15 protein-coding genes are annotated in these 23895 nt (G+C 39.6%); 6 read left to right on the plus strand and 9 right to left on the minus strand.

Annotated features, from left to right (window positions below; all coding sequences use genetic code 11):
- Position 1: 1 nt before the first annotated feature.
- Genes NQT65_RS08800 through dptF form a run of 4 tightly spaced genes read right to left on the minus strand, consistent with a single transcriptional unit; the run spans position 2 to position 8941 of the window.
- The gene (locus tag NQT65_RS08800; protein ID WP_256850983.1) at positions 2-982 is read right to left on the minus strand and encodes a DGQHR domain-containing protein; all 981 of its coding nucleotides are present in this window, start codon (positions 980-982) and stop codon (positions 2-4) included.
- Positions 983-995: 13 nt separating this feature from the next.
- Positions 996-6056 carry a DNA phosphorothioation-dependent restriction protein DptH gene (dptH, locus tag NQT65_RS08805; RefSeq protein ID WP_256850984.1) on the minus strand — a complete coding sequence of 1687 codons (5061 nt, stop codon included), beginning with the start codon at positions 6054-6056 and terminating at the stop codon, positions 996-998.
- A complete protein-coding gene (gene dptG / locus NQT65_RS08810; RefSeq protein ID WP_256850985.1) occupies positions 6037-7347 on the minus strand; it encodes a DNA phosphorothioation-dependent restriction protein DptG in 1311 nt (436 codons plus the stop codon). The genes dptH and dptG overlap by 20 nt, the downstream gene beginning before the upstream one ends.
- Before the next feature lies 1 nt (position 7348).
- Positions 7349-8941: a DNA phosphorothioation-dependent restriction protein DptF gene (gene dptF, locus NQT65_RS08815; RefSeq protein WP_256850986.1), complete on the minus strand. Its 1593-nt coding sequence runs from the start codon at positions 8939-8941 to the stop codon at positions 7349-7351.
- A gap of 440 nt (positions 8942-9381) precedes the next feature.
- Between dptF and NQT65_RS08820 the strand changes: the two genes are divergently transcribed.
- The 5 genes from NQT65_RS08820 to NQT65_RS08840 all read left to right on the plus strand — a co-directional run bounded on the left by NQT65_RS08820 (position 9382) and on the right by NQT65_RS08840 (position 13982).
- On the plus strand, positions 9382-10119 hold the full coding sequence (locus tag NQT65_RS08820; protein ID WP_256846577.1) for a substrate-binding periplasmic protein: 738 nt from the start codon (positions 9382-9384) through the stop codon (positions 10117-10119).
- Positions 10116-10868 carry a substrate-binding periplasmic protein gene (locus tag NQT65_RS08825; protein ID WP_256846578.1) on the plus strand — a complete coding sequence of 251 codons (753 nt, stop codon included), beginning with the start codon at positions 10116-10118 and terminating at the stop codon, positions 10866-10868. Before NQT65_RS08820 ends, NQT65_RS08825 begins: the two co-directional genes overlap by 4 nt.
- 177 nt (positions 10869-11045) lie before the next feature.
- Complete coding sequence (locus NQT65_RS08830; protein WP_256850987.1) at positions 11046-11780, plus strand: substrate-binding periplasmic protein; 735 nt, start codon at positions 11046-11048, stop codon at positions 11778-11780.
- Between the two features lie 186 nt (positions 11781-11966).
- A complete protein-coding gene (locus tag NQT65_RS08835) occupies positions 11967-13568 on the plus strand; it encodes an ABC-F family ATPase (RefSeq protein ID WP_128581571.1) in 1602 nt (533 codons plus the stop codon).
- 213 nt (positions 13569-13781) lie between these two features.
- A complete protein-coding gene (locus tag NQT65_RS08840) occupies positions 13782-13982 on the plus strand; it encodes a hypothetical protein (protein ID WP_256850988.1) in 201 nt (66 codons plus the stop codon).
- A 1617-nt stretch (positions 13983-15599) separates the two neighbouring features.
- Here NQT65_RS08840 and katG read toward each other — a convergent pair.
- On the minus strand, positions 15600-17780 hold the full coding sequence (gene katG, locus NQT65_RS08845) for a catalase/peroxidase HPI (protein ID WP_256850989.1): 2181 nt from the start codon (positions 17778-17780) through the stop codon (positions 15600-15602).
- Between the two features lie 659 nt (positions 17781-18439).
- Here katG and NQT65_RS08850 point away from each other — a divergent pair.
- Positions 18440-19318 carry a tetratricopeptide repeat protein gene (locus NQT65_RS08850; protein ID WP_024032988.1) on the plus strand — a complete coding sequence of 293 codons (879 nt, stop codon included), beginning with the start codon at positions 18440-18442 and terminating at the stop codon, positions 19316-19318.
- 1544 nt (positions 19319-20862) lie between these two features.
- Here the strand turns inward: NQT65_RS08850 and NQT65_RS08855 are convergent.
- The 4 genes from NQT65_RS08855 to deoD all read right to left on the minus strand — a co-directional run bounded on the left by NQT65_RS08855 (position 20863) and on the right by deoD (position 23883).
- On the minus strand, positions 20863-21183 hold the full coding sequence (locus NQT65_RS08855; RefSeq protein ID WP_004589283.1) for a hypothetical protein: 321 nt from the start codon (positions 21181-21183) through the stop codon (positions 20863-20865).
- Positions 21184-21199: 16 nt separating this feature from the next.
- The gene (locus NQT65_RS08860) at positions 21200-21931 is read right to left on the minus strand and encodes a nuclear transport factor 2 family protein (RefSeq protein ID WP_029773547.1); all 732 of its coding nucleotides are present in this window, start codon (positions 21929-21931) and stop codon (positions 21200-21202) included.
- Between the two features lie 92 nt (positions 21932-22023).
- Positions 22024-22767, minus strand: coding sequence for a ferredoxin--NADP reductase (locus tag NQT65_RS08865; protein ID WP_138685461.1), 744 nt, complete (start codon positions 22765-22767; stop codon positions 22024-22026).
- 414 nt (positions 22768-23181) lie between these two features.
- Complete coding sequence (gene deoD, locus NQT65_RS08870; protein ID WP_004587192.1) at positions 23182-23883, minus strand: purine-nucleoside phosphorylase; 702 nt, start codon at positions 23881-23883, stop codon at positions 23182-23184.
- Between the last annotated feature and the right edge of the window lie 12 nt (positions 23884-23895).

Below are 23895 nucleotides of genomic sequence, written 5' to 3' on the forward strand. Positions count from 1 at the left end.
ATTAAAATATGTCATCGTTTATATTTATTTTACGAGAAACTACATTTATAACCTCACTAGACAGCTCTTTTATAGCTGTTTTATTAGTACCTGAATGTAACTCCCAGTTGATTGTAGAAATAGGCTCTAAAGCAGATTCAAAATGGCTTTTTTTATACCCACCAAAATTACTTTTTGCTACATGACAAATGTCCAGAAAAGCAAACATAAACGCCTGAAAGAAAGCGGAGTTGGTAACTTTTTTATTATCACCAAGGATTTCAACTATTATATTTTCTAGTGCACCTAAAAAGTTAATTAATATCTTTTTCTTTTGCTCCAATGATAGTGCATTGAATGGTGCTTTATTTAATAAAGGTTTAACTGCATTTTGGAAAGCAACATGTGATAGCTTCCCACTTACACTTTTAGTCCTTGACATTTTCCCCGATAATGGCGAAGCAATATTATTGTCCAATTCGTCAAATAACTCTTTTAAAATATACTCTTCACTATTTTCTTCAGCCGTGAACTTCTCTAACTCTAATCTTAAGGTCTTAGGAACTCCCATTTGATATCCGTTCACGTCTAAAAAATATTGTACTTCTGTTGCTTTGTCTAACCCAAAGAAAATACAAACTGGAAGATGAATATCCACTTCGCTTTTATGAGAACCGTATAGTCTATGCTGTCCATCGATAACTAACAAACTACCCTTTTCATTTTTTAGCTCAAGCTTCCGAGTTCTTTTATTATAAACAGGCGCCTGATCTTTTGAACTTAATATTAACGCACCCGGTATTAAGTTTCCGTCATCTATGTATTTAGCTATTTTATTAGCTCGACCTTTTCCTAAAGTTCTTTGATATCCTTGTTCTGGATTTTCTTCGGCCCTTGTAACAGCAGACATTTCAAACAACTGATCAGCTCTCATACTAGCTAAAAAGAAAAAACCATCGTTATATTCAATTTTAATGGCCTCAATTACTATAGTGTTAGACATTTAACCTCCTAAATTAACAAATTCTTGCACATTGTATTCTAACCAACTTACCTTCTGATTTAAGATAAGCATCACCTTTACCATTCAGTACTTCCGCGCCTTGCTCATCGAGTATTACGCGGCTTTCAGTACCATTTTTAACTCGCAATGCGAGCTGTGCAGGGAGGTTAGAACGTAAATTAGTGCTGATTACATCACCGCTTGGTTTTTGCGTGGCAATAATTAAGTGGATACCGGCAGCACGTGCTTTTTGCGCTAAGCGCTTTAGCTCACCTTCAATATCCTTTTTCATATCTTTATCTGATGTTAAATCGGCGTATTCATCAAGCACCAATACCCACCACGGAATACGCTCTTCTGCCGAAACTTTAGCGTTGTAGTCTGGCAGTGAACGTACACCTTGCGCTTTAAATTGCGCATAGCGCGATTGCATTTCAGCTACTGCTTGAGTTAATAGTTCTAGTGCGTCTTCGTCATCAAAACCTATGCGCCCAATTAAATGCGGGTAACGTTCAAAATCGTTAAGTTCAGTCCCTTTGGGGTCTATTAGCATCAGCTTTAATTCACTTTGTGTGTAATGCTCAACCATCCCATATAAGATAGTGTTTAGGGCTTCAGATTTGCCACTACCAGTTGTACCACCAATAAGTAAATGCGGGCAGTTAGAAGATGAAAAGTTAAGTTTTATCACCTCGCCAAAGCGGTCTTCACCTAGCGGCACTTCAAGCGCATTTTGCGGGCGTTGCCAATTTGGCCAAATATCGTTTTGATCTACAAAGTAACGTTGCTCTTGGCTTTTTGGAACATCAATCGTAATGCAGCCTTTATCAATCCCAAAACCTACATCTTGTTCTTGCTCTAGTTTTAACGCGAGCTTAAGTGATTGCGATTTGGCAAATACGCTTTCAGGCTTGTCACCTAAATTTAAGCCAACTCTAAATAAAATAGAGGCAGGGCCTTCAATAAAAGGTTCAACATTATCAGGTTTGAGTAACGTAATGTTATGACTGTAGTAACAATCAATAATTTGCTGATAGATAGCGCTTAAATCGCCCTCACTCATTTTTTTACGTGACGATGGTGCAGCTACAACTAAGTTGTTTGTGCTTGCCTCTTTAACCTCTGTAGGGTTTGTTTGCTCTGCACTTTTACTATTGCTACTAGTTGGTGATATATCATCTAACGCGGTAATTTTTGTACCTTGCGTTTTTGTAAGCTCAGTTTGCTCATCAGCTTTGGCATTTTGTTCAAGTACCACTTTTTGCGTTGTTGCGTTTTTAGTTAAGATATATTGCGCATCAATGTGGTGTAATTTAGCAGGGGTTAAGTCGGCTAATAAATTCTGCATAGGTGTTTTAACCCAGTGAGATAAATTACCTGCTGGTAGCTCTATTTTGAGTATATTGTGCACTTTTAAAAATGATGCTTTGGTAAAGTTATCATCTTCTACATTTACAAATAAGAACCCTGCCGGATAGTCTACAAGCTCTGCAAGTTCATAATCGCCCTGCAGCCACTGCGCACTGCGTTGCTCAATGCTAGTGAAGTAACCCTCTTTATACACTTTATAAAGCTTGTACTTATCAATTTGCATTAATACTTGGCGCATAAATAAGCCTCGATATAAATGCCCTGCAAGTGTTTGCTGCCCAAGAAGTGCTTCAAAGTATTGCTTTAGCTCTTTGGCTTGCTCTACACCTTTGCTATGGGTTTGGCGCTTACCTGTTTTAACTTCAACTGGCAGTAAAATCATTTGTTGGTCTTTAAAGCCTACAAATAAAATATCGTCTGATATAACGCCTTTTTTAAAGCCTTGTGCATGGCGCGATAAGTCGCTATCAGCCATATTTAGGCCTAAGTTACCTGCCACACGAATCACCTCCGCGATAGAAAGTGGTACCCACGTAATATCAGAGTATGCGACTAAACAGTTAACGTATTTATAGGCACAGATAATGCCGCGCTTTTCTTTTCGCTCGTTTTCATTTGCGGTTACAAGGTTTAACAACCACTCACCATTAAACGCATTAAACTCTTCGATAATACCTCCCTCGTCGTTTTCGAGTACTTTATGGTATAGATCGGTTTGTTTAGTGACCGTTATTGCATCGTAATTAACTGAGTTTGTGTAGTTATCAGAATAATGAATAAGCACCATGTTTTTTTGATTTTCAAAAAACTCTAATGTTACTTTAGGATCGATTATTGTGGTCCAGATTGAGTTTTCGTAAGAGCGCTCTAACAACGTTTTAAAGTTTTCTGTAACTACAAGTGCTTGAGATTTAGACTCGCTATACTCTTCATGGTGGCGCTTTGCTGGCTTTATTAATCCGCTATATTTAGCAACTAGCTTTAATTGTGGAGTGCTATCGACATCAATGCCTTTTAAGCCAAACGATGTGTAATAGCTGCCATTTTTGTTTGATGCCGATTCGCCTGGCATTAGACCATGACAAACAACACCGGTTTCTTGTTTTAATAAATCAACGTCTGTTGCTTGCACACGTTCGTTATTTTTAAAAAATGACATGTGTGCATAGTGCTGCTCTTTTTGGCCTTTTTCATGCTCAAATTTACTGTACGTTAAACGTGTTCTTAGTAAATCGATTATGCTATCAGCCTGCTCACGGGCAGCCCCTTTGTTTAACTCACATAGCTCTTTTAAGTCATCATAGCTTGCCATATCAGCAAACTTGTCGAACCAGGTATAACACTGCGCTTCGTCGTATAAATTTACATGAATATTGGTAACTTTATTTTTTTTGAGTTTGATGTAGTCAATTAAGCCTAAAAACAACTCTTTATTTTGCTGATTATTCACAGAGTTAATAATCAGCGTTGTTTTACTACCTGCTACAAATAAATGTTTAAAGGCCGTGGTGAATTTGCCTACTTTGTCTTTTACGAGCGTGCGCACAAAGTCATAGCTACTTTCTTGTTGTGGAACAAGTTTGGACCAGAATACATTTTCTTTTTCGGCGTGATTATATGAAAAGTCATGTACAGGGTCGTACACAAAAGGTAAAAGCCCTTGCGCAGTTAAGCGCTGAATAGTAACTGGTGGTAATTTTTTAAAGCTGCCTGTTGCCTTTTTATCTTTACTTAATACATCTGCCAAATTGCAATTATAAGCAAGTACCAGCGGGTGATATGGCGTAATATAAGTTTGCTCATCAAAATCTGCAAAGCCTATATTTACAAGTAACTTGTGCTGTTCTAAAAGTGGTGCGTGATAGGGTATTTCATCAATAGCAGCCTGATAAGCTTCAACCACCTGAGTGGCAAGCGCTCTAAGTTTTTCGCCCCAGCCCGATAAGCTCAATAACGATTTTGTATGCGCTAAATAATCAAATAAATCACTGTAAGCAAAGTACAAATTAGCATAATTTGCTTCTAAGTCTTGTAGTTTAATATCACTGCTATTAGCAAGTTTAGCTAAGGTTAAGCTATCCAGTAGCTCCGCTTCGTTTTGTAATAACGTGAGCCGCTTGGCTTTAGGTGCTACTTCCTTTCCGTCTATAAGTACTTTATTTTTACTACGATTGAATTGCCCGAAGTATTCATCGTTAAACAAATGATTAAAACGGCCTTGGTCTAGTAATAAAGGTAAGGACAAAGTATCGGTTGATACTTCCCCTTCAACATTAAATGTTAATTGGCTAATCGCACCTTGTACGGTGAAGTTTATTTCATCAGATTCAGTTGCTAGCTTTTTAAAATCAACAATGCCTACTGCATTTGAATCAAATACTTGGTTGTTTTCTGCCAGAACACTAGCATTTGTTAAATCGCTTATTTGTAATGATTGCTCATCAGTTTGCAGCGTTAACCATTGTTTTGCGGGATCAACTAAGTAAGTGTGCTTAAAGCCGTCAATGTAAAAATCGTTTTTACTAATTACTAATACTTTGAAATTGTGAGTTTCTTTTGGTTTGTCGGTTTTAACACGGAAATTAAAGTAGCGAGCTTGTCCGTCAAAACTACTCGTAAGTACTGCCCGACTTCTTATTCCGCCTGGGTTTTTAATTGTTATATCAACATTTGGCAGCTCTTTACTTTGTTGAATTTTACAAAAGCTATCTTTTAACTTTTGATTGATAAAGCAAAGCTCTAATTCGAATGTGTGTTGCTCTGGCTCTAAAACTAATATTAAGTGACGCTCTCTTACACCTGCACCTTTTTCTGACTTTGCTTTTGCAAGTAGCTCAATGTATGGGGCTTTTTCGCTTTCAAGCTCTAACAGGTTAGTACGGTTTTTTTGCTGTTCAGTAAAGCATTCACCTATGTCGAGGCTTTCCTTGTACTTTTCTACATTCCCCTCAGGAAAATGCTCTTTAATAAATTTTTCACTAAAATCTAAAGCGGCTAATTTGTCTTGCAGTTCATTTGGAAAATGATGAGTGATGAAGTCAAGTTTATCGCTTAGCTCTTTATTTTCTTTTAAGCGCAAGCTAATTTGCTCGCCTTCCCAGCCTTCTTGCGAAAGTTGGTCATCGTTTAATAAACCAAGCTCATGGAACTGTAAATCGCCATCTGCAATTGCGTAATATAGTTTTTCAAAGCCAAACATAGTGGCTTCGTCTTCAACTATTTCATCAAAGTGATAGTCGAGTAAACATTCAGAAACTTTCGCTTTTTCATCAGTTTGATCTATTTCTTTATGCAGTAATAATTTTATGTTTTTTGGGTCCCAAACAACGCCAGGCTGCGCTACGTCTTCTGTCGAATTTTTTAACGTATCTAGCATAGAGTTATGGATGATTAATAAAGCTGTGCCTTTTGTTTCACCTTCCATAGCTGAAACAACATCACGTAAATGCGCTATATAGTTTTCTGTAAAGTTTTCACCTTCGTATACAGGAATTAATTCGACATCACCGTACTGCACCGTTTTTAACTCAATACCTTTTACAGTTACGCTATTGTCTGCAATTTTCATAAAGGCTTGATAAAGTGCAAAACCCTTATCACTATCAGGACTTGTGAACTGATAACGAAAACCAACTTTTAACTCTTCAGCTGCCCAAACATTAAAGTGGCTAACTAAAAATTCTTCAAACTGTTTTTCTAACATATACTGCATCTCCGCTATCACTCATTCTTTCTACGTTACCCATTCGCTCATAAAAATCGATTAAAGATTGCTGGCTTTGTTTATCAAAAAACACGCCTCTTGCTTCAAATTCTTTAATAATTTCGTGAAAACGTAATTTATCGCGCTCGCCAATGGCTAGGTTTGTTAGTAGCACTATGTAATCTTGGTTAAACGTAAGCACTTGACCTGCACGGCCTCGTCGCTGAATAAATGGGTCTAAAATATTACTCAAGGTGCCTTTGACCACAGTGTCGTTATATTCAGTTAAGCGGCCCTTTTTATTATCGAACTGCGCATGAGAAAAGCTAAGTAATTGCTGTAATACTTCTTTTTTATCGCTTGAATCTAGCCAGTTTTGCTCGGTGTTGTACCATTTGCGTTGCATTCGGTCGTCTACAAAATCACGGCCGAATTGATTTAATTTAGTTACATCGTTTTCGTTGATAGATTCAAATAGCTGCCAAAGGGGTTTAACTTCACCTTTGGTTTGTATAGCTTCATTCATAAATAAATAAGGAAACAGATATTCTAAGTATTCATGAAGCTGGCTATAGCCAAAGTTTTTAACTTGAGAACGCTCGTCGCTTGCCTTTTCGTTATCAATAATAAAAAAGCAGGGCTTGCTTGATGGAGCCCCATTTGCCCAATTTTTTATATTGAGCGCCATTTGCGAGATATATAAAAACCCATATAACCGAATAACAGAATTAAAGTTGTTGAGTAAGTAGTGAGGCCTTTTATTTAAAAATTGTAAATCTTGTTTAAACAACTCACTTAAAAATGGCAAATAGGCGGGCTCTGTTTTAAGCGCTGTTTTTGATTTTCCTGATACATAAAAACTATCAAATTCAGCCTTTATTTCTTTTTCTAAAAAATTTAAATCGTTAACTGAGGAGCTATCGAGAGTTAAACCATTTAATAGACCAACAAACATGTCACCCAACTTTTTACTGTTGGTATCTACTTCATCTTTAAGGGCTTTAAAAATAAGTAGCTCTGGTGATATTTTAAATAGCTGCTCATTTTCAAAATACATTTTTTCCAATACCGTCCAAAATTCAGGTTCGTCTAATTTTGTTGAAAAGCGCTTTTCACATAAACCTTTGAAATGCTCTATGTCGCCATTTACCAATGACTTTGCGTATAAAACATGTACGAAATAACCTAGTACGGTGTCCCAGCAAAACTTATAGTGCTTGTCTTTTGTTCTTAAGGGTAAAAATGTATTAAATGCATTATTGTTAGGTGGTGTTAAAGTTTCTTTAATCATTTTATAGCCCACTCACTTCAAACTCTTCGTCATCAATATTTTTGATAGTAAAGTGTTTATTTTCTTTGATTATATGTAACGTTGAAACTTGATTTGCCACTTGTGCAATTTCATCTATCAATTCATCTAAGAGTACAACGGTATTTTTATCGTGTTTATTTGGTCGGTAACCATCGGCAATTCTTTTCATCAACCGTAATAAGTTGATGTTTACTGGGATTGCTAGTGAGCGCTCTTGAACTTTAATAAAAGCCGTAAAACTTGCAGATGACTTTGGTAAGAAGTTTGAAATACTCTTTAAATCGGCCTTAATTTCTAACTCTGAAACTAACTGGAAGCCGTTTAGCTCAGATATTAGATAATGACTTTTATCTAGATTAGGCGCGTTACGGTTATTGTATTTTCGAATAGCAGTGCGAAGCGTATTATTGTAAAAGTCTTTAATCTGTCTTTTATGCTCTGTGCTATTGTCAAAATCTCTGTGTAATTGATATACATTTATGTACTGTTCAATCAGGGATTCATTGAAATCTTGTTCGAATTTAGCATGATAATCATTAGAGAAATGACCACCTTTAAGAATATAAAATAAACGTAAGTAAGAAAGACTGCTATCTAACGTCTCTATTCCTAAGCTTTTTAAAGACTCTTTGAACTCTGTAAACTCTTGATCTGGTAAGTGCAGATCATTAGCTAATATAAAACGATCTATTTTTTTTGTTCTTAAATGGGCAGGGTCAAACTCAATTATTTTATTTGCCAACTCATTATCGCCACCGGAAAAAAGGTTATCGAAGAGGTAACCAGGACCAGCCAATAACATGAAAATAAAATCGAGTAACGCACGCGCAGTTAAAAATTGATCCCGCATTAATCGCGCTTTAAACAGAAGTTCAATTATAGTTTTTTGTACTTCAGGGACACTTAAAAGCTCATAATTAGCTTGCAGCCTTTTACTAGCTTGGCTCGTTTGTTCTGATTTTTCTTTATCGAAAATCTGACGAATAATATTGTCATCTTTTGCTGTTAGTTTTTGAAGTAACTTTTGCGCGAACTCAGAAGTATATCCCTCTTTATCTATAAAAAATTTAGGGTAATCTTCAAAATTTATAAAGGTTATGTCTTCAGTTAAACTTTTATTTAATAAATAATTTTTTATTACTTGTTTGAATTTTTCGTTCGAGCCTTCTTCAGCGTAATTTCCTAGCATACCGGTATTAATACCAACGATGAGTGGCATAGTACCTGACTCAAATTCTTCAAACACTTTATCTAAGGTTTGAATCGCATTTTCACGAGGATCAAAGCTGTGCGTTGCATCTAAGTGGAAGTGAGCTCGATTACTAAAACGCTTCTTACAATCAGTCAGTATTTCTGATTTACCATCGCCGCTGCTACCACACAAAAATAACACTTCAGGTTTATTTGATGAAAAACTCGAAATTCTTTTCTCTACATCAATAGCTATTGGCATCTTGATGTACAAATACTCTTTTACATTATCAAGCTGACTTTTATTTTTGCTATCGCGCTCTGTAGATACAGCATAAGGGGATGACTTTGATAAGACGCTGAGGGCTTCTTTCAACCGCATAATAATATTCCCAATACAGAGCGGCTTTATTAAACCGCTCCTTGGTTTGTCTGTTTAAAACTAACTTACCGTTAAGTTAGTATTCATTTAGAAACAATTTACATGATAAAACTTTAAAAATATAGGCTTTTTAGGTAGATACGGTATGAAAATAGTACGCCTATATCATTAATTATTGTGATTGCTCAAATTATCGATAATACGTGCTCATTATTTAAACTTTGTTTATAAACAATAAGCTACTATTGAATATTACCAGTATTATTAGCAGTAGCGCTTTAGCACAGTGCTGTAGTTAGCAATAATTATCTCCTTAAAACCTTTAACCCCTCCTTTTTAGATACATTTTTTTACAACTTTAATGATTCCTTCACCATTATATTATTTTGCTAGGTTATACTGTTTTAATAACGTACAAAAAAGCTTACCTCAGAGACTTAATGAATAAATTAATAACCTTATTATTGTGTGTGTTGTTTAGTACCTCTTGGGGTGTGTTTGCCTGCGAAAGAACGCTTAGCGTTGGCGCACATGATGCTTTTTGGCCGCCGTATGTAATGGGCATTAGCGGCCAGTTACAGGGTAAAGAGGTGGATGCGTTAACTGTTATTTTTAAAGACTCGCCTTTTTGTTTTGAAATAAAAATGCTGCCTAATTCTAAACGGGCTTTTACCGAGCTGCGCCATGGCCGAATAGACATAGGCTGGGCGGCAAGTTACACCAGTGAGCGCGCTAAATATGCTCATTTTACAAAGGCCTACCGCACCGAGGTAATGCGTTTATACGAAAACAAAAACAATCAACACAAGGTTAAAAACTTAGCTGATATTTTTAACCAAGGTTTAACCATAGGCGCTAACTTTGGTAGTTATTACGGCGAAGAGTTTGAGCAGTATAAAAAAAGCCATAAAAAACAAATAGAATACACCAGCGCAACCAGTAAGCGCTTTGAAATGCTTAATAAACAGCGTATAGATTACGCAATAGAAGACGAGCTAGTAGGCAATTATTTAAGTAAGCGTGGTAACAGCTTAATGAAGGCGCCTACCATACCCGCTATTAATAAAGACCAAATACACTTAATGCTGAGCAAAAGAACAGTAACGCCTGATGAGGTTAAAATTATTAACGCGCATATAACTAAAAATAAAGCGGCACTTAAGGCGCTGTTTGAATGAATGTTTTGAGCTGTACGCGTGTGTTTTTATTGATGTGGGTAACGTGTTTGGGGTTATTTAGCGCTAAAGCCCAAGCATGCGATAAAACCATTAATGTAGGCACCAACGAGCGCTACTGGCCGCCGTATGTGGTACTAAAAAACAATACGTTAACGGGCATTGAAATAGATATAATTAAAACCATTTTTAAAGACTCCCCTTTTTGTATAAATTTTACGCTACTCCCTAACTCCTTACGCGCCTTAGAAGAACTAAAACACGGCCGGGTAGATTTAATGTTTGCAGCAAGTAAAACCCGTGAGCGCCAAGCTTACGCCCACTTTAGTTTGCCTTATCGCGAAGAGGTAATGTTGTTGTACAAACATGCTGGCTCGGCAAGTATTAGTTCGTTAGAGCAGTTATTTAAAAAGGGCTTAACAGCCGGCGTTAATCGCGGCAGCTTTTTAGGGCACTCGTTTAAAACGTTAAGTGATAAATATAGCAAGCAAATAGTACTTACCAGCGATGCCGATAAACGCTTTGCTTTATTAAATAAAAAGCGGGTAGATTTTGTAGTAGACGATTCGTTAGTGGCGCACCATTTTGCTAACAAATACACGGCTATTTTACCCGTTGAGCAAGTAGCGCCTATTAACGTAAATAATGTGCATTTTATGATGAGCAAAAAAACGATTTCTTTAGAAGAAGTTAACACTATTAATGCGCATATTGTAAAAAATAAAGCGGCGATTAAGGCGTTATTTAAGTAATAATACCAACCCACATTAATACTTAATCATTTTCAGGGGCTAAATGTGTCGCTATCTGCGTTAAAAAATTCTCATTTAGAACAACTAAATAGCGAATTTTTTGCCTTGCTATCAACACGTTTATCCATCCTCAAAATAGATCACTTAATTATGCGGATTGGTATAAAAGGACGTTTTATGAAGATGTTTCTGTTAGCGCTTATATTTTTGGTGGCGCAATTTAATGTACTGGCATGCACTAAAACATTAAAAATGGGCACCAACGAAACCAACTGGGCGCCCTATTTAATTAAACAAGGCAACGCCTTTGTAGGCGCAGAGGTAGATACGGTTAACGCTGTTTTTAACGATTCGCCTTTTTGTATTGAGTGGGTTTATTTTCCGAGCTTATCGCGGGTTCAGCAAGAGCTAAAAACAGGCCATATTGATATTACCTTTGCGGCAAGTTATACAAAAGAGCGCGCCGAGTACTCTTATTTTACTGATGTTTATCGCGATGAAGTTATGCTGCTTTATAAGCATGAAAACGCCAAAGATGTAATTAACTTAGCGGCGCTTTTTGAACGAGGCTTTATTGTTGGCGTTAACAGAGGCAGCTTTTTTGGCGCTGAGTTTGAAAAAATAAGAAAACACTACCCCAACCAAATAGTACTTACCGCAGATGCAAATACGCGCTTTGGTATGCTTAACAAAAAGCGAGTTGATTACGTGATTGACGACTCTGTTGTCGCAAAATATTTTGCTAAGCGCTACAACACTATTTTGCCGGTAAAAACGGCGCCAGCTATTAATGTTAATGGCGTACATTTTATGATGAGTAAACAGTCGGTCAGGCTTGACGAAGTAGCTGTAATTAATGGCCTTATTAAAAATAATAAAGCGGCCATAGAGCGCATTTACAAACCCTATTAACCCGCGGTTTTACACTTATATAGATTCATAACCCAACGTGCTGCCATTTTAGGTATGTATCTTTTACCTTTCATTACCATGGGGGGATCTGTATAATTCGCCAGCTAATTTACCCTATTGCTTGGTCTTGTTTGTGGCGTTTTGCTGCAGTTGGCCCCTGTCAGTACTCATTCTAGGACTAACTTTTTGATCTCCACCGCAAATATTACGATGCAGTTTGGCGCAGAGCCGTTGTTTGAAAACATTTCAGCTAAATTTGGTAACGGTAACCGTTACGGTTTAATTGGCGCTAACGGCTGTGGTAAGTCGACCTTCATGAAAATTTTAAGCGGTGCGCTTGTGCCAAGTGCGGGTAATGTGTCGATTACGCCAGGGCTTAAAGTAGGTAACCTAAGCCAAGACCAGTTTGCGTTTGAACAATACAGCGTTGTAGATGCCGTAATTATGGGCGACGTAGAGCTTTGGAAAGTAAAGCAAGAGCGCGACCGTATTTACTCATTACCCGAAATGAGCGAAGAAGACGGCATGAAAGTGGCCGACCTTGAAAGCGTTTTTGCCGAAATGGATGGTTACACGGCCGAAAGCCGCGCTGAAGAAATACTATTAGAAGCGGGTATAGATAAAGAGTTTCATTATGGGTTAATGGCAAACGTTGCCCCAGGTTGGAAATTACGTGTGCTTTTAGCGCAGGCGCTGTTTGCAAACCCTGACATACTGCTACTTGATGAGCCAACCAATAACTTGGATATTCATACCATTACGTGGCTTGCTAATGAGCTTAATAAACGTAAATGCACCATGATTATTATTTCCCATGACCGCCACTTTTTAAACTCGGTATGTACACATATGGCCGACATTGATTACGGTGAGCTGCGTATTTACCCAGGTAACTACGAAAAGTTTTTAGAAGCGGCGGGCTTACAGCGCGAGCAATTATTAGCCGAAAATGCTAAAAAGAGCGCCGAGATAGACGAGCTTCAAGACTTTGTTAACCGTTTTGGTGCTAACGCGTCTAAAGCTAAACAAGCCAGTTCGCGTGCTAAAAAAATGGATAAAATTAAGCTTGATGAAGTTAAAGCGTCAAGCCGTATGAGCCCATCGTTAAGTTTTGACGAAGGCAAAAAAATGTACCGCCAAGCGCTTGAAGTTAATAAACTTGGCCACGGTTTTGATGGCGAAACATTATTTAGCGGCGGCGACTTTTTACTAGAAGCAGGCGCTAAGCTTGCGGTTATTGGCGAAAACGGTGTGGGTAAAACCACCTTTTTACGCTGTTTAGTAAACGAGCTTAAAAGTAATGAAGGCGAAATTAAATGGTCAGAAAATGCTAGCTTTGGCTACTGCCCGCAAGACAGCACAAAAGATTTTGATAACGATTTAACGTTATTTGATTGGATGTCGCAATGGCGTACAGCCAAGCATAACGATTTAATGGTTCGCGGCATGTTAGGGCGTTTGTTGTTTACTGCCGACGATTCCAACAAAAAAGCACGTAACTGTTCAGGTGGTGAAAAAAACCGTTTGTTGTTTGGTAAGCTAATGATGCAAGACGTAAACGTACTTGTAATGGACGAGCCAACCAACCACATGGATATGGAAGCCATTGAAGCGCTAAACAATGCACTTAAAGACTTTGCGGGTACGCTTATTTTTGTAAGCCACGACCGCGAGTTTGTATCGTCTTTAGCTACACGCATTATTGATATTAAAGACAAGCAGGTTATTGATTTTCAAGGTACGTTTGACGAATACTTAGCAAGCATAGAAGAGAAAAAAATCGCTTAAGTTGTAGCAGCGATTTTATATCGCGTCTGTTTTAGGTATAAGTTTTTGGGTTTAAGCTTTTAGGTTTCAAAAACTAAAAATAGAGCCTAAGCTGTTTTAAAAAGGCGCTGTTTAGCGTCTTTTTTTGTGGCTGTTTAAATAGGTGGGTGCGCATTGTTTTTGTTTAACAGTGATTATGTCACCACCGAGAAGTGAAGGAGAAGAGCAGGAGAAATGGCTCACCAATCACCGTGTTTACTCTGTGTAGCGCAAAGCGCATTTATGTCCTCGGTGGTGGTATTTAATTTACAATTAATGAAAAGCTGTACATCACCCCTGAAAAAGCTTGGTGCCCACAATGTTAACATTAACACCAGAGCTATACCTTACCTTGTAGACCCTCAGCTTGCTGGCGTAACGAGCGGTAGCGCGTAAATATTAAACCAATACAATCACAAAGAGGTGTAGAGGCGCTTCGCTTTAGAGAAGCAACTAACAACTTGCGCGAGCAAGCTTCGCGCCTACAACTTTCACTCCTCATTTTCTCCTCATTTTTTCTCTTTGTGCTATACATCGTTTGAATAATGAGATGCTTTGCCTTCCGTATGAACAAGCTTCGCGCTTGCAAGCCAAATTAACCACCGAGAAGAACAGAAGAAGTGATTAACCAATCCCCGTCTGTGGTGAAATTAATGAGTAGCAGCGGCTTTATGCCGCGAAAAAATTTAATATAAAACGCGAGGTAAACTCGCTGCTACGTGGTTAGCTCATGCTTTCGTTTAAAAGTGATTATGTCACCACAGAGAAGTGAAGGAGAAGAGCAGGAGAAATTGCTCACCAATCACCGTGTTTTCTCTGTGTAGCGCAAAGCGCATTTATGTCCTCGGTGGTGGTATTTAATTTACAATTAATGAAAAGCTGTACGTCAACCCTGAACAAGCTTGGTGCCCACAATGTTAACATTAACACCAGAGCTATACCTTACCTTGTAGACCCTCAGCTTGCTGGCGTAACGAGCTGTAGCGCGTAAATATTAAACCAATACAATCACAAAGAGGTGTAGAGGCGCTTCGCTTTAGAGAAGCAACTAACAACTTGCGCGAGCAAGCTTCGCGCCTACAACTTTCACTCCTCATTTTTTCTCTTTGTGCAATACATCGTTTGAATAATGAGATGCTTTGCCTTTCGTATGAACAAGCTTCGCGCTTACAAGCCAAATTAACCACCGAGAAGAACAGAAGAAGTGATTAACCAATCCCCGTCTGTGGTTGAATTAATGAGTAGCAGCGGCTTTATGCCGCGAAAAAATTTAATACCAAACGCGAGGTAAGCTCCTGCTACGTGGTTAGTTCATAGTTTTTAGGCGCGCATTGTTTTTGTTTAACAGTGATTATGTCGCCACAGAGAAGTGAAGGAGAAGAGCAGGAGAAATTGCTCACCAATCACCGTGTTTTCTCTGTGTAGCGCAAAGCGCATTTATGTCCTCGGTGGTGGTATTTAATTTACAATTGGTGAAAAGCTGTACATCTACCCTGAGCTAGCCGGAGCACACAATGTTAACATTAACACCAGAGCTATACCTTACCTTGTAGACCCTCAGCTTGCTGGCATAATGAGCGATAGATCGTAAATATTAAACCAATACAATCACAAAGAGGTGTAGAGGCGCTTCGCTTTAGAGAAGCAACTAGCAACTTGCGCGAGCAAGCTTCGCGCCTACAACTTTCACTCCTCATTTTCTCCTCATTTTTTTTCTTTGTGCAATACAACATCGTTTGAATAATGAGATGCTTTGCCTCTCGTATGAACAAGCTTCGCGCTTACAAGCCAAATTAACCACCGAGAAGAACAGAAGAAGTGATTAACCAATCCCCGTGTTTTCTCTGTGTAGCGCGAAGCGCCTCTGTGTCCTCGGGGGTGGTATTTAATTTACAATTAATGAAAAGCTGTACATCACCCCTGAACAAGCTTGGTGCCTACAGGCCACGAACTAAAATTTAGACAATAAAAAAGGGGAGCTATGTTGCTCCCCTTTGTGCCTATAATTTTGATTTATTTAAGATCAAATCTGTCGGCGTTCATTACTTTTACCCATGCATTTACGAAATCATTTACAAAACGTTCGTTGTTGTCGTCTTGTGCGTAAAATTCGCTTAGTGCACGTAATATAGAGTTTGAACCAAACACTAAATCTATACGTGTTGCGGTCCATTTTATGGTGCCTGTTTTACGTTCAACAATGTTGTAAACACCTGGCTCAGACGGTTTCCAGTTATTGGCCATGTCGGTTAAGTTTACAAAAAAGTCGGTAGAAAGCGCACCTACGTTGTCGGTAAATACGCCGTGTTTGCTGCCTGCGTAGTTTGTGCCTAACACGCGCATTCCGCCAAACAGTACGGTCATTTCTGGGGCTGTTAGGCCCATTAACTGGCTACGCTCTAAAAGTAGCTCTTCTGGCGATACGCTAAAGTCGCTTTTAAGGTAGTTTCTAAAGCCGTCGTGTACTGGCTCTAACGGTTCGAACGACTCGGCATCGGTCATTTCGTCGGTTGCATCGCCGCGCCCTGGCGCAAACGGTACTGTTATATTAACACCAGCTTGTTTTGCAGCTTGCTCTATAGCCGCTGTGCCACCTAATACGATTAAATCTGCAATACTGATAGGCTTAGCTAAACCTGCTTTAAATTTTTCAAGGGCGCTAAGTACGCTTGCTAGGCGCTCTGGCTCATTACCTTGCCAATCTTTTTGCGGAGCTAAACGAATACGCGCACCATTTGCACCACCACGGCGGTCTGAGCCGCGGTACGTGCGTGCGCTATCCCATGCTGTAGTAATTAAATCAGTTGCGCTTACGCCACAATCAAGAATTTGTGCTTTTAGCTCGCTAATTTCATCATCAGATAGGGTGTAGTCAACCGCTGGAATTGGGTCTTGCCAAATTAGGTCTTCGCTTGGTACATCTTTACCTAAGTAACACGCTTTAGGGCCTAAGTCGCGGTGCGTAAGTTTAAACCACGCGCGGGCAAACACATCAGAAAAATACTCAAAGTCGTTGTTAAAACGTTCAATAATTTTACGGTAGATTGGGTCTACCTTCATGGCCATATCGGCGTCGGTCATCATTGGGTTTAAACGAATTGATGGGTCTTCTACATCTACCGGCTTGTCTTCTTCTTTAATATTTACAGGCTCCCATTGGTGCGCGCCTGCTGGGCTTTTAGTTAGCTCCCACTCGTAATTTAATAGTAAGTGACAGTAGCCGTTATCCCATTTTGTTGGGTGGGTAGTCCACGCGCCTTCTAGGCCCGACGTTACGGTATTGCGACCAAAGCCGCCTTCTTTAGTGCTGTTCCAGCCTAGGCCTTGCTCGTGTACGTCGGCCGCTTCTGGCTCTGGGCCTAAGTGCTCGGCTTTACCGTTACCGTGGGTTTTACCTACCGTGTGACCGCCTACAGTAAGCGCTGCGGTTTCTTCGTCGTTCATTGCCATGCGAGCAAATGTTTCACGTACGTGCTGCGCGGTTTTTTGCGGATCGGGTATACCATTAACGCCTTCTGGGTTTACGTAAATTAAGCCCATTTGTACCGCAGCTAATGGGTTTTCCATGGTGTCGGGTTTTTCTACGTTGTCGTAACGCTCATCACTCGGTGCTAGCCATTCTTTTTCTGCGCCCCAATAAATGTCTTTTTCTGGATGCCAAATGTCTTCACGGCCACCTGCAAAGCCATAAATTTTTAAGCCCATTGATTCGTATGCCATGTTACCGGCTAAAATAAATAGGTCGGCCCACGATAGTTTGTTCCCGTATTTTTTCTTGATTGGCCATAATAGGCGGCGCGCTTTGTCTAGGCTTGCGTTGTCTGGCCACGAATTTAGCGGCGAAAAACGCTGGTTACCGGTGCTTGCTCCACCACGGCCGTCTGATAATCGGTACGTACCCGCAGAGTGCCATGCCATACGGATCATTAAGCCGCCGTAATGACCCCAATCGGCTGGCCACCAATCTTGGCTATCGGTCATAAAGGTTTTTAGGTCTGCTTTTACTGCGTCTAAATCGAGAGATTTGAATGCTTCGGCGTAGTCAAAGTCTGTGCCGTAGGGGTTTGATTTTGTGTCGTGCTGATGAAGAATGTCTAAATTTAGAGTATTTGGCCACCAATCTGTGTTTACTTTAGAAATAACTGAGTTACTACCGTGCATTACGGGACATTGACCCGATTTAGTGCTGCTCATTTTCAGCTCCTTACTTTAAATGAAGAGTTTAACTATTTTACTCAAGCCCCAGCGCTTACATTTAAAGTAACACGCTAAGGTTTATTAATTTTGTGCATAATTTTTATTTACTGCTCAAACAATATAGACCCCTAATATTACATTCGCCAGCGTATTAACTTGAATTAAATCGATTGAAACCATTGGTTTAATGAATACAGTTTAAACTCCACAATTAGTGTGATCGGATTAAATAGATAACGCGTAATGGTATGTGAAGGGTTTGAAAGTGGCTTTTAATTGAGCGCACATTGGAATACCCCCCCTTCACCATGAAATTAAAGTTGTTTATAAAGGTGCATTACTAAGCCCAATGCACCTTTACTTTATAACTTATTGAAATCTATTTTGAATAATTAAGTAAATGTTCAGATTAACTTGATTATTATGACCACTCACTCCTGTTATTTCCCTGCGACAATTTATTGTTGTTTTAAGCAGTTTTGCCAGCCCACATTGGGCTGGTTTTTTTTTGCCTAGAATTTAGAATCCTTTAAGGCTGTGTGAACAGTTGTATGATTTTGTTAAGTTGTTTAATGTTCAAAGCAAACACGCCCTAGTGCCAATAAGCCTTGCATGTTAAAGTGCGATTAGTCACTAATAATTAACTAGGCGTACCCATGCGTTTTTATATAACTATTCTATTTGTTTGTTTTGTTTCGCTTTTAAATACTGTTAATGCCCAAGAATCTGCTGCACCAACAGAAGAGCAACAGCAACAAGCGTTAGCACAATTAAATGAGCCCATGTATAAACCGCTTTTAGAACGCTATATTCTTGATGAGTTAAAAGCCGTTCGCCAAGACCAACAACAATTACGCGAAGATGTGACAAAACAAGTTACACACGCCCAGTTAGACACCGCCGACAGAGCGCTTATATACACCACCGACACTATTAATAACGTGTTTTTTATTATTACTGCTACGGCCTCTATTTTGGTTTTAGTAGGCTGGAACTCGCTGCGCGATGTTAAAAATAAAGTAGAAGATATAGTAAATACGCGTGTCAGTGTGATCACTGACGAGTACGAAGATCGCTTAAAAATTCTTGAAGAAAAACTGCGTGTACGCTCAGAAGAAATACTCAGTAACCAAGAGCGTATATCGGTCACTAACGAGGTGCACTCGTTATGGATGCGCGCAAACCTAGAAAGCGACTTTGCAAACAAAATAGAAATATTTGACGAAATTTTAAAACGTAAGCCAGAAGATGTAGAAGCCATTGCCTACAAAGCCGATGCATTATTAGAGCTAAACGAAACCGCCAAAGCCATTGAGTTATGTAACCAAGCTATTGATATAGATAGCGACTACGGCTATGCCTACTGGCAGCGTGCGTGTGCGTATGCACTTACACACAAACATGCCGATGCATTAGCCGATATAAAAATGGCCCTTGAATACTCGCCAAACTTACGTAATGAGCTACTACACGAAAGTGCATTTGCCAGCCTACACGACAACGACAGCTTTAATACCATAGTAGCGGGTAGCTAGAGTTTTGTAGGCGCGTTTTTAGCGTAAAGTGCGAAGCCCACAATAGCAGTAGCAGCGGCTTTATGCCGCGAAAAAATTCAATATAAAACGCGAGGTAAACTCGCTGCTACGTGGTTAGCCCATGCTTTCGTTTAAAAGTGATTATCTCTGTAGTGAAGGAGGAGAGCAGGAGAAAAACTGAAGAAATAAATCACCATCTGTGTAGCGCGAAGCGCCTCTGTGTCCTCTGTGGTGAAATTAATGAGTAGCAGCTGCTTTATGCCGCGAAAAAATTCAATATAAAACGCGAGGTAAACTCGCTGCTACGTAGTTAGCTCATGCTTTCGTTTAAAAGTGATTATCTCACCACCGAGAAGTGAAGGAGGAGAGCAGGAGAAAAACTGGAGAAATAAATCACCAATACCTGTGCTTTCTCTGTGTAGCGCGAAGCGCCTCTGTGCCCTCTGTGGTGCAATTAATGAGTAGCAGCGGCTTTATGCCGCGAAAAAGTTTAATATAAAACGCGAGGTAAACTCGCTGCTACACGATAAACCCTATTCTGTAGACACGTCTTAAAAGTGATTATCTCACCACAAAGAAGTAACTCACCAATGCCTGTTTTCTCTGTGTAGCGCGAAGCGCCTCTGTGCCCTCTGTGGTGAAATTAATGAGTAGCAGCGGCTTTATGCCGCGAAAAAAATTCAATATAAAACGCGAGGTAAACTCGCTGCTACGTAGTTAGCTCATGCTTTCGTTTAAAAGCGATTATCTCACCACCGAGAAGTGAAGGAGGAGAGCAAGAGAAATTACTCACCAACCCCCATTGTTTCCTCTGTGTCTCTGTGTCCTCTGTGGTGAAATTAATGAGTAGCAGCGGCTTTATGCCGCGAAAAAATTCAATATAAAACGCGAGGTAAACTTGCTGCTACGTGGTTAGCTCATGCTTTCGTTTAAAAGTGATTATGTCACCACCGAGAAGTGAAGGAGGAGAGCAAGAGAAAAACTGGAGAAATAAATCACCAATACCTGTGTTTTCCCTGTGTAGCGCGAAGCGCCTCTGTGCCCTCTGTGGGGCAATTAATGAGTAGCAGCGGCTTTATGCCGCGAAAAAGTTTAATATAAAACGCGAGGTAAACTTGCTGCTACGTGGTTAGCTCATGCTTTCGTTTAAAAGTGATTATGTGACCACCGAGAAGTGAAGGAGGAGAACAGGAAAAAACTGGAGAAATAAATCACCAATACCTGTGTTTTCTCTGTGTAGCGCGAAGCGCCTCTGTGCCCTCTGTGGTGAAATTAATGAGTAGCAGCGGCTTTATGCCGCGAAAAAAATTCAATATAAAACGCGAGGTAAACTCGCTGCTACACGATAAACCCTATTCTGTAGACACGTCTTAAAAGTGATTATCTCACCACAAAGAAGTAACTCACCAATGCCTGTTTTCTCTGTTTAGCGCGAAATGCCCTCTGTGGGGCAATTAATGAGAAAATACGCATCCCCCTGAGCAAACTAGGCGTCTACAGGCAAAATTAGCTACAGGGTAAAACTTGTATTCAGGCGTTTATAATTATCGTTTAAAGTATAAATCGATGGCTTTGGTGAGGAGTTCGTCGAGTTGCTCTTCGAAGGTATCTATATCAATTTCAAAATGGTTTAAATAGGCTTTGGCTTGCACTCGCGATAGGTTGCGGTTTTTTACGCTGTATTGACGCTCATCTTTTTGTTTGTCAAAACGTGGTAAAAACAAAAATTGCCCGTAATAAGGTGATTTAATATGCTTATTAGCATAACGACAAAAGTCTTCTATGTGATCTGCGCCCTGCGGCCCTAAACACCCTGGCTCAACGCGATACATTAAGCGAATTTTTTTGTCGTCTGCTAACTGCATAGTATGCCTTTTATAATTATCTAAAAAATAATACGCGGATTATTTTTCCGTCTTTTATTTGGTAGCTCGATACTAACTCAGAGCGTTTATCTACCACGTTTTCGTCTGTTGAACAGGTTTCTGATAGCTCGTGGTCTATTACTATGTCGCCGTGCACAATACGCTTTATTGGCGAGCTATTAATACACTTTAATTTTTTAAACATTAAGCCATAACGGGCTATTAGTTTTTCTTTTCCTTTAAATAATAGCTCATTAGGAAAAATATAAAACTCTACATCTTCATCGTACATACGAATAAATTGTTCAATATTACGTGCGTTATAGGCTTCAACTAATTGCTCTACAACAGCAAGCGACTCGCGAGATTGCTTAGCTTTAGCTTGCTGCTTAGCGGTTAATGCCTCTTTGGCTTGCGTTACCGCTTTTTCTGCCTCGGCCACAGCTGCTGCTTTTTCTACTTTGTTTTTTGGTTTTTCTACCGGTTTTGGGGTTTCGCTACCCAGTACTTTTGAATCGTCAGGTTTAGTAGTATCTACTGTTGGCGTTTTAAGCTCTGGGGCTTGGTACTCAAGCGTGTTTAACTTTTCATCTTTTGCTTTTGTTGGTGAATTGCTGGCTTGAGTAGAGCTTGACGCTTGCTCGGTACTTTTTTGCTCTTCTTGAGTCTCTTCGGTTTGCTCTGCTGCATAACTGATCAGGGCAACAGTGGCAATAAGCGAGGCAAAAATAATAGATAACGATTTCATAACTTTCCTAATATGAACATATAACGCTGTTAATGCTGCAACATAACAAATTTGAGCGTTTTCGGGTAGCAATTAAATGATTGTTATACACTTTACCAATACTGCTCAACCGTTATGTGCCCTGGGTCTCTGCGACGATTTCGTTTAAAGTTTTTGTCTAAAAGTAACTGTGTGGTGTCTTTTACCATTTGTGGGTTACCGCAAATCATAAATTGCGAATTACTCGGGCTTGGGGTTTTAGAGGCTTTACTAAATAGCTCGCCGTTTTGAATTGCTGTAGTTATACGCCCTTTCAGGCCTTGCTGTGGCTCCTCACGGCTTACAACCGGAATGTAGTTAAGTTGTGTAGGGTGTGCGTTTATTAGGGCGTGTATTAGATTTTGATAGCTTAAATCGGCATTAAAACGTACGCCGTGCACTAAATTAATCTGTGTGTATTTTTGCCATACCTCTTGTTGCTGCAAAATAGATAAAAACGGCCCTATTGCAGTGCCTGTACTTAGCATCCATAACTGCTCGCTTGGCGGTATTTCGTCTAAGGTAAAAAAGCCTGTGGCACGTTGCTCTATTAATACAGTGTCGCCTGATTTTAATTGCGCCAACCTAGGCGATAATAAGCCGCCCTCTACATTGATAAGGTAAAATTCTAAATCGGGGTTATTAGGCGCGTTTACATAAGAGTATGCCCGAGCAATTCGTTTATCGCCCTCCATAATCGAGAGCTTAGTAAACTGCCCTGCCTTAAATGGCTCTACGCTTGCGTTTACTACCAGGCTAAAAAGTGTATCGCTCCACCATGTTACTTTTTTTACGGTTGCATCTACCCAGTTAGACATAGTCAACTCCATAGCTTAACGGTTAAACAACAAAAACAATAAAAACAATAAATGGTTGTAATTTATACACTAGCATTAACTTAGTAAGAGTGACACTGGGTGTAGTGACTTTTTAAACGTAGTGCTTTTACTTTGGGTAACATTGGTTTGTTTAAAAAAGATGAGTAGCAGCGGCTTTATGCCGCGAAAAAAATTAATACCAAACGCGAGGAGAACTCGCTGCTAAGCGGTTAGCTCGTGCTGTACAGACGTGCAGCTTGCTGGCGCTTTAAAAGCAGCACTTTTATAGGTATAAAAAAAGCCGCATAAAATGCGGCTTTGGGGGTTTAGTCTCACTTCACTTTGGGCGTGTCTCCAAAACTTAGTGAATACGTTACCAAGGAACTGTTTGCTAATTTAATAAAATTGCCTTTATTAAATAGACTCTAAAGCAATTTTAACCATTTCGTTAAATGTGCTTTGGCGCTCATCTGCAGGTGTTGCTTCACCGGTGATCACGTGGTCACTTACGGTAAATAGTGCCATTGCGTTAGCACCATACTCTGCAGCTACACCGTATAAACCTGCTGTTTCCATATCTACAGCTAGTACACCTAGTTTATCTAGGTCTTTGTAGAATGTGTCGTCAGCTTGGTAGAAGGTATCGGTAGTAAATACGTTACCTACTTTTGCTTTAATGCCTAGGTCTTTAGCGGCATTAACACCGTTTAAAAGTAGGTCAAAGTTAGCAATTGCTGAAAAATCATAACCACGAACGCGTGCACGGTTTACGTTTGAGTCGGTGCTTGCGCCTTGTGCAAAAATTACGTCGCGAATTTTAATATCTGTACCAATACCACCACAGGTACCAATACGAATAATATTTTTAACGCCAAAGCTTACAATTAACTCACGCGCATAAATAGACATAGATGGTATGCCCATGCCCGAACCCATAATACTTACAGGTTTACCTTTGTATGTGCCTGTAAAGCCGTACATGTTACGTACGCCTGTTACTTGTACTGCATCATCTAAAAAGTTTTCAGCAATGTATTGTGCACGAAGCGGATCGCCCGGCATTAATACTGTTTCAGCGAAGTCACCAACGTTTGCACTAATATGCGGAGTACTCATTAATTGTTTTCC

Source organism: Pseudoalteromonas agarivorans (assembly GCF_024518735.1).
Classification (GTDB): Bacteria; Pseudomonadota; Gammaproteobacteria; order Enterobacterales; family Alteromonadaceae; genus Pseudoalteromonas; species Pseudoalteromonas atlantica.

Excerpts from the sequence above, each read along its gene's own strand:
- NQT65_RS08800 (WP_256850983.1), bottom strand. The coding sequence starts at position 982 with ATGTCTAACACTATAGTAATTGAGGCCATTAAAATTGAATATAACGAT.
- dptH (WP_256850984.1), bottom strand. The coding sequence starts at position 6,056 with ATGTTAGAAAAACAGTTTGAAGAATTTTTAGTTAGCCACTTTAATGTT.
- NQT65_RS08830 (WP_256850987.1), top strand. The coding sequence starts at position 11,046 with ATGAAGATGTTTCTGTTAGCGCTTATATTTTTGGTGGCGCAATTTAAT.
- NQT65_RS08860 (WP_029773547.1), bottom strand. The coding sequence starts at position 21,931 with ATGAAATCGTTATCTATTATTTTTGCCTCGCTTATTGCCACTGTTGCC.
- NQT65_RS08840 (WP_256850988.1), top strand. The coding sequence starts at position 13,782 with ATGGCTCACCAATCACCGTGTTTACTCTGTGTAGCGCAAAGCGCATTT.
- dptG (WP_256850985.1), bottom strand. The coding sequence starts at position 7,347 with ATGATTAAAGAAACTTTAACACCACCTAACAATAATGCATTTAATACA.
- katG (WP_256850989.1), bottom strand. The coding sequence starts at position 17,780 with ATGAGCAGCACTAAATCGGGTCAATGTCCCGTAATGCACGGTAGTAAC.
- NQT65_RS08820 (WP_256846577.1), top strand. The coding sequence starts at position 9,382 with ATGAATAAATTAATAACCTTATTATTGTGTGTGTTGTTTAGTACCTCT.
- NQT65_RS08850 (WP_024032988.1), top strand. The coding sequence starts at position 18,440 with ATGCGTTTTTATATAACTATTCTATTTGTTTGTTTTGTTTCGCTTTTA.
- deoD (WP_004587192.1), bottom strand. The coding sequence starts at position 23,883 with ATGAGTACTCCGCATATTAGTGCAAACGTTGGTGACTTCGCTGAAACA.
- NQT65_RS08855 (WP_004589283.1), bottom strand. The coding sequence starts at position 21,183 with ATGCAGTTAGCAGACGACAAAAAAATTCGCTTAATGTATCGCGTTGAG.
- NQT65_RS08865 (WP_138685461.1), bottom strand. The coding sequence starts at position 22,767 with ATGTCTAACTGGGTAGATGCAACCGTAAAAAAAGTAACATGGTGGAGC.
- dptF (WP_256850986.1), bottom strand. The coding sequence starts at position 8,941 with ATGCGGTTGAAAGAAGCCCTCAGCGTCTTATCAAAGTCATCCCCTTAT.
- NQT65_RS08825 (WP_256846578.1), top strand. The coding sequence starts at position 10,116 with ATGAATGTTTTGAGCTGTACGCGTGTGTTTTTATTGATGTGGGTAACG.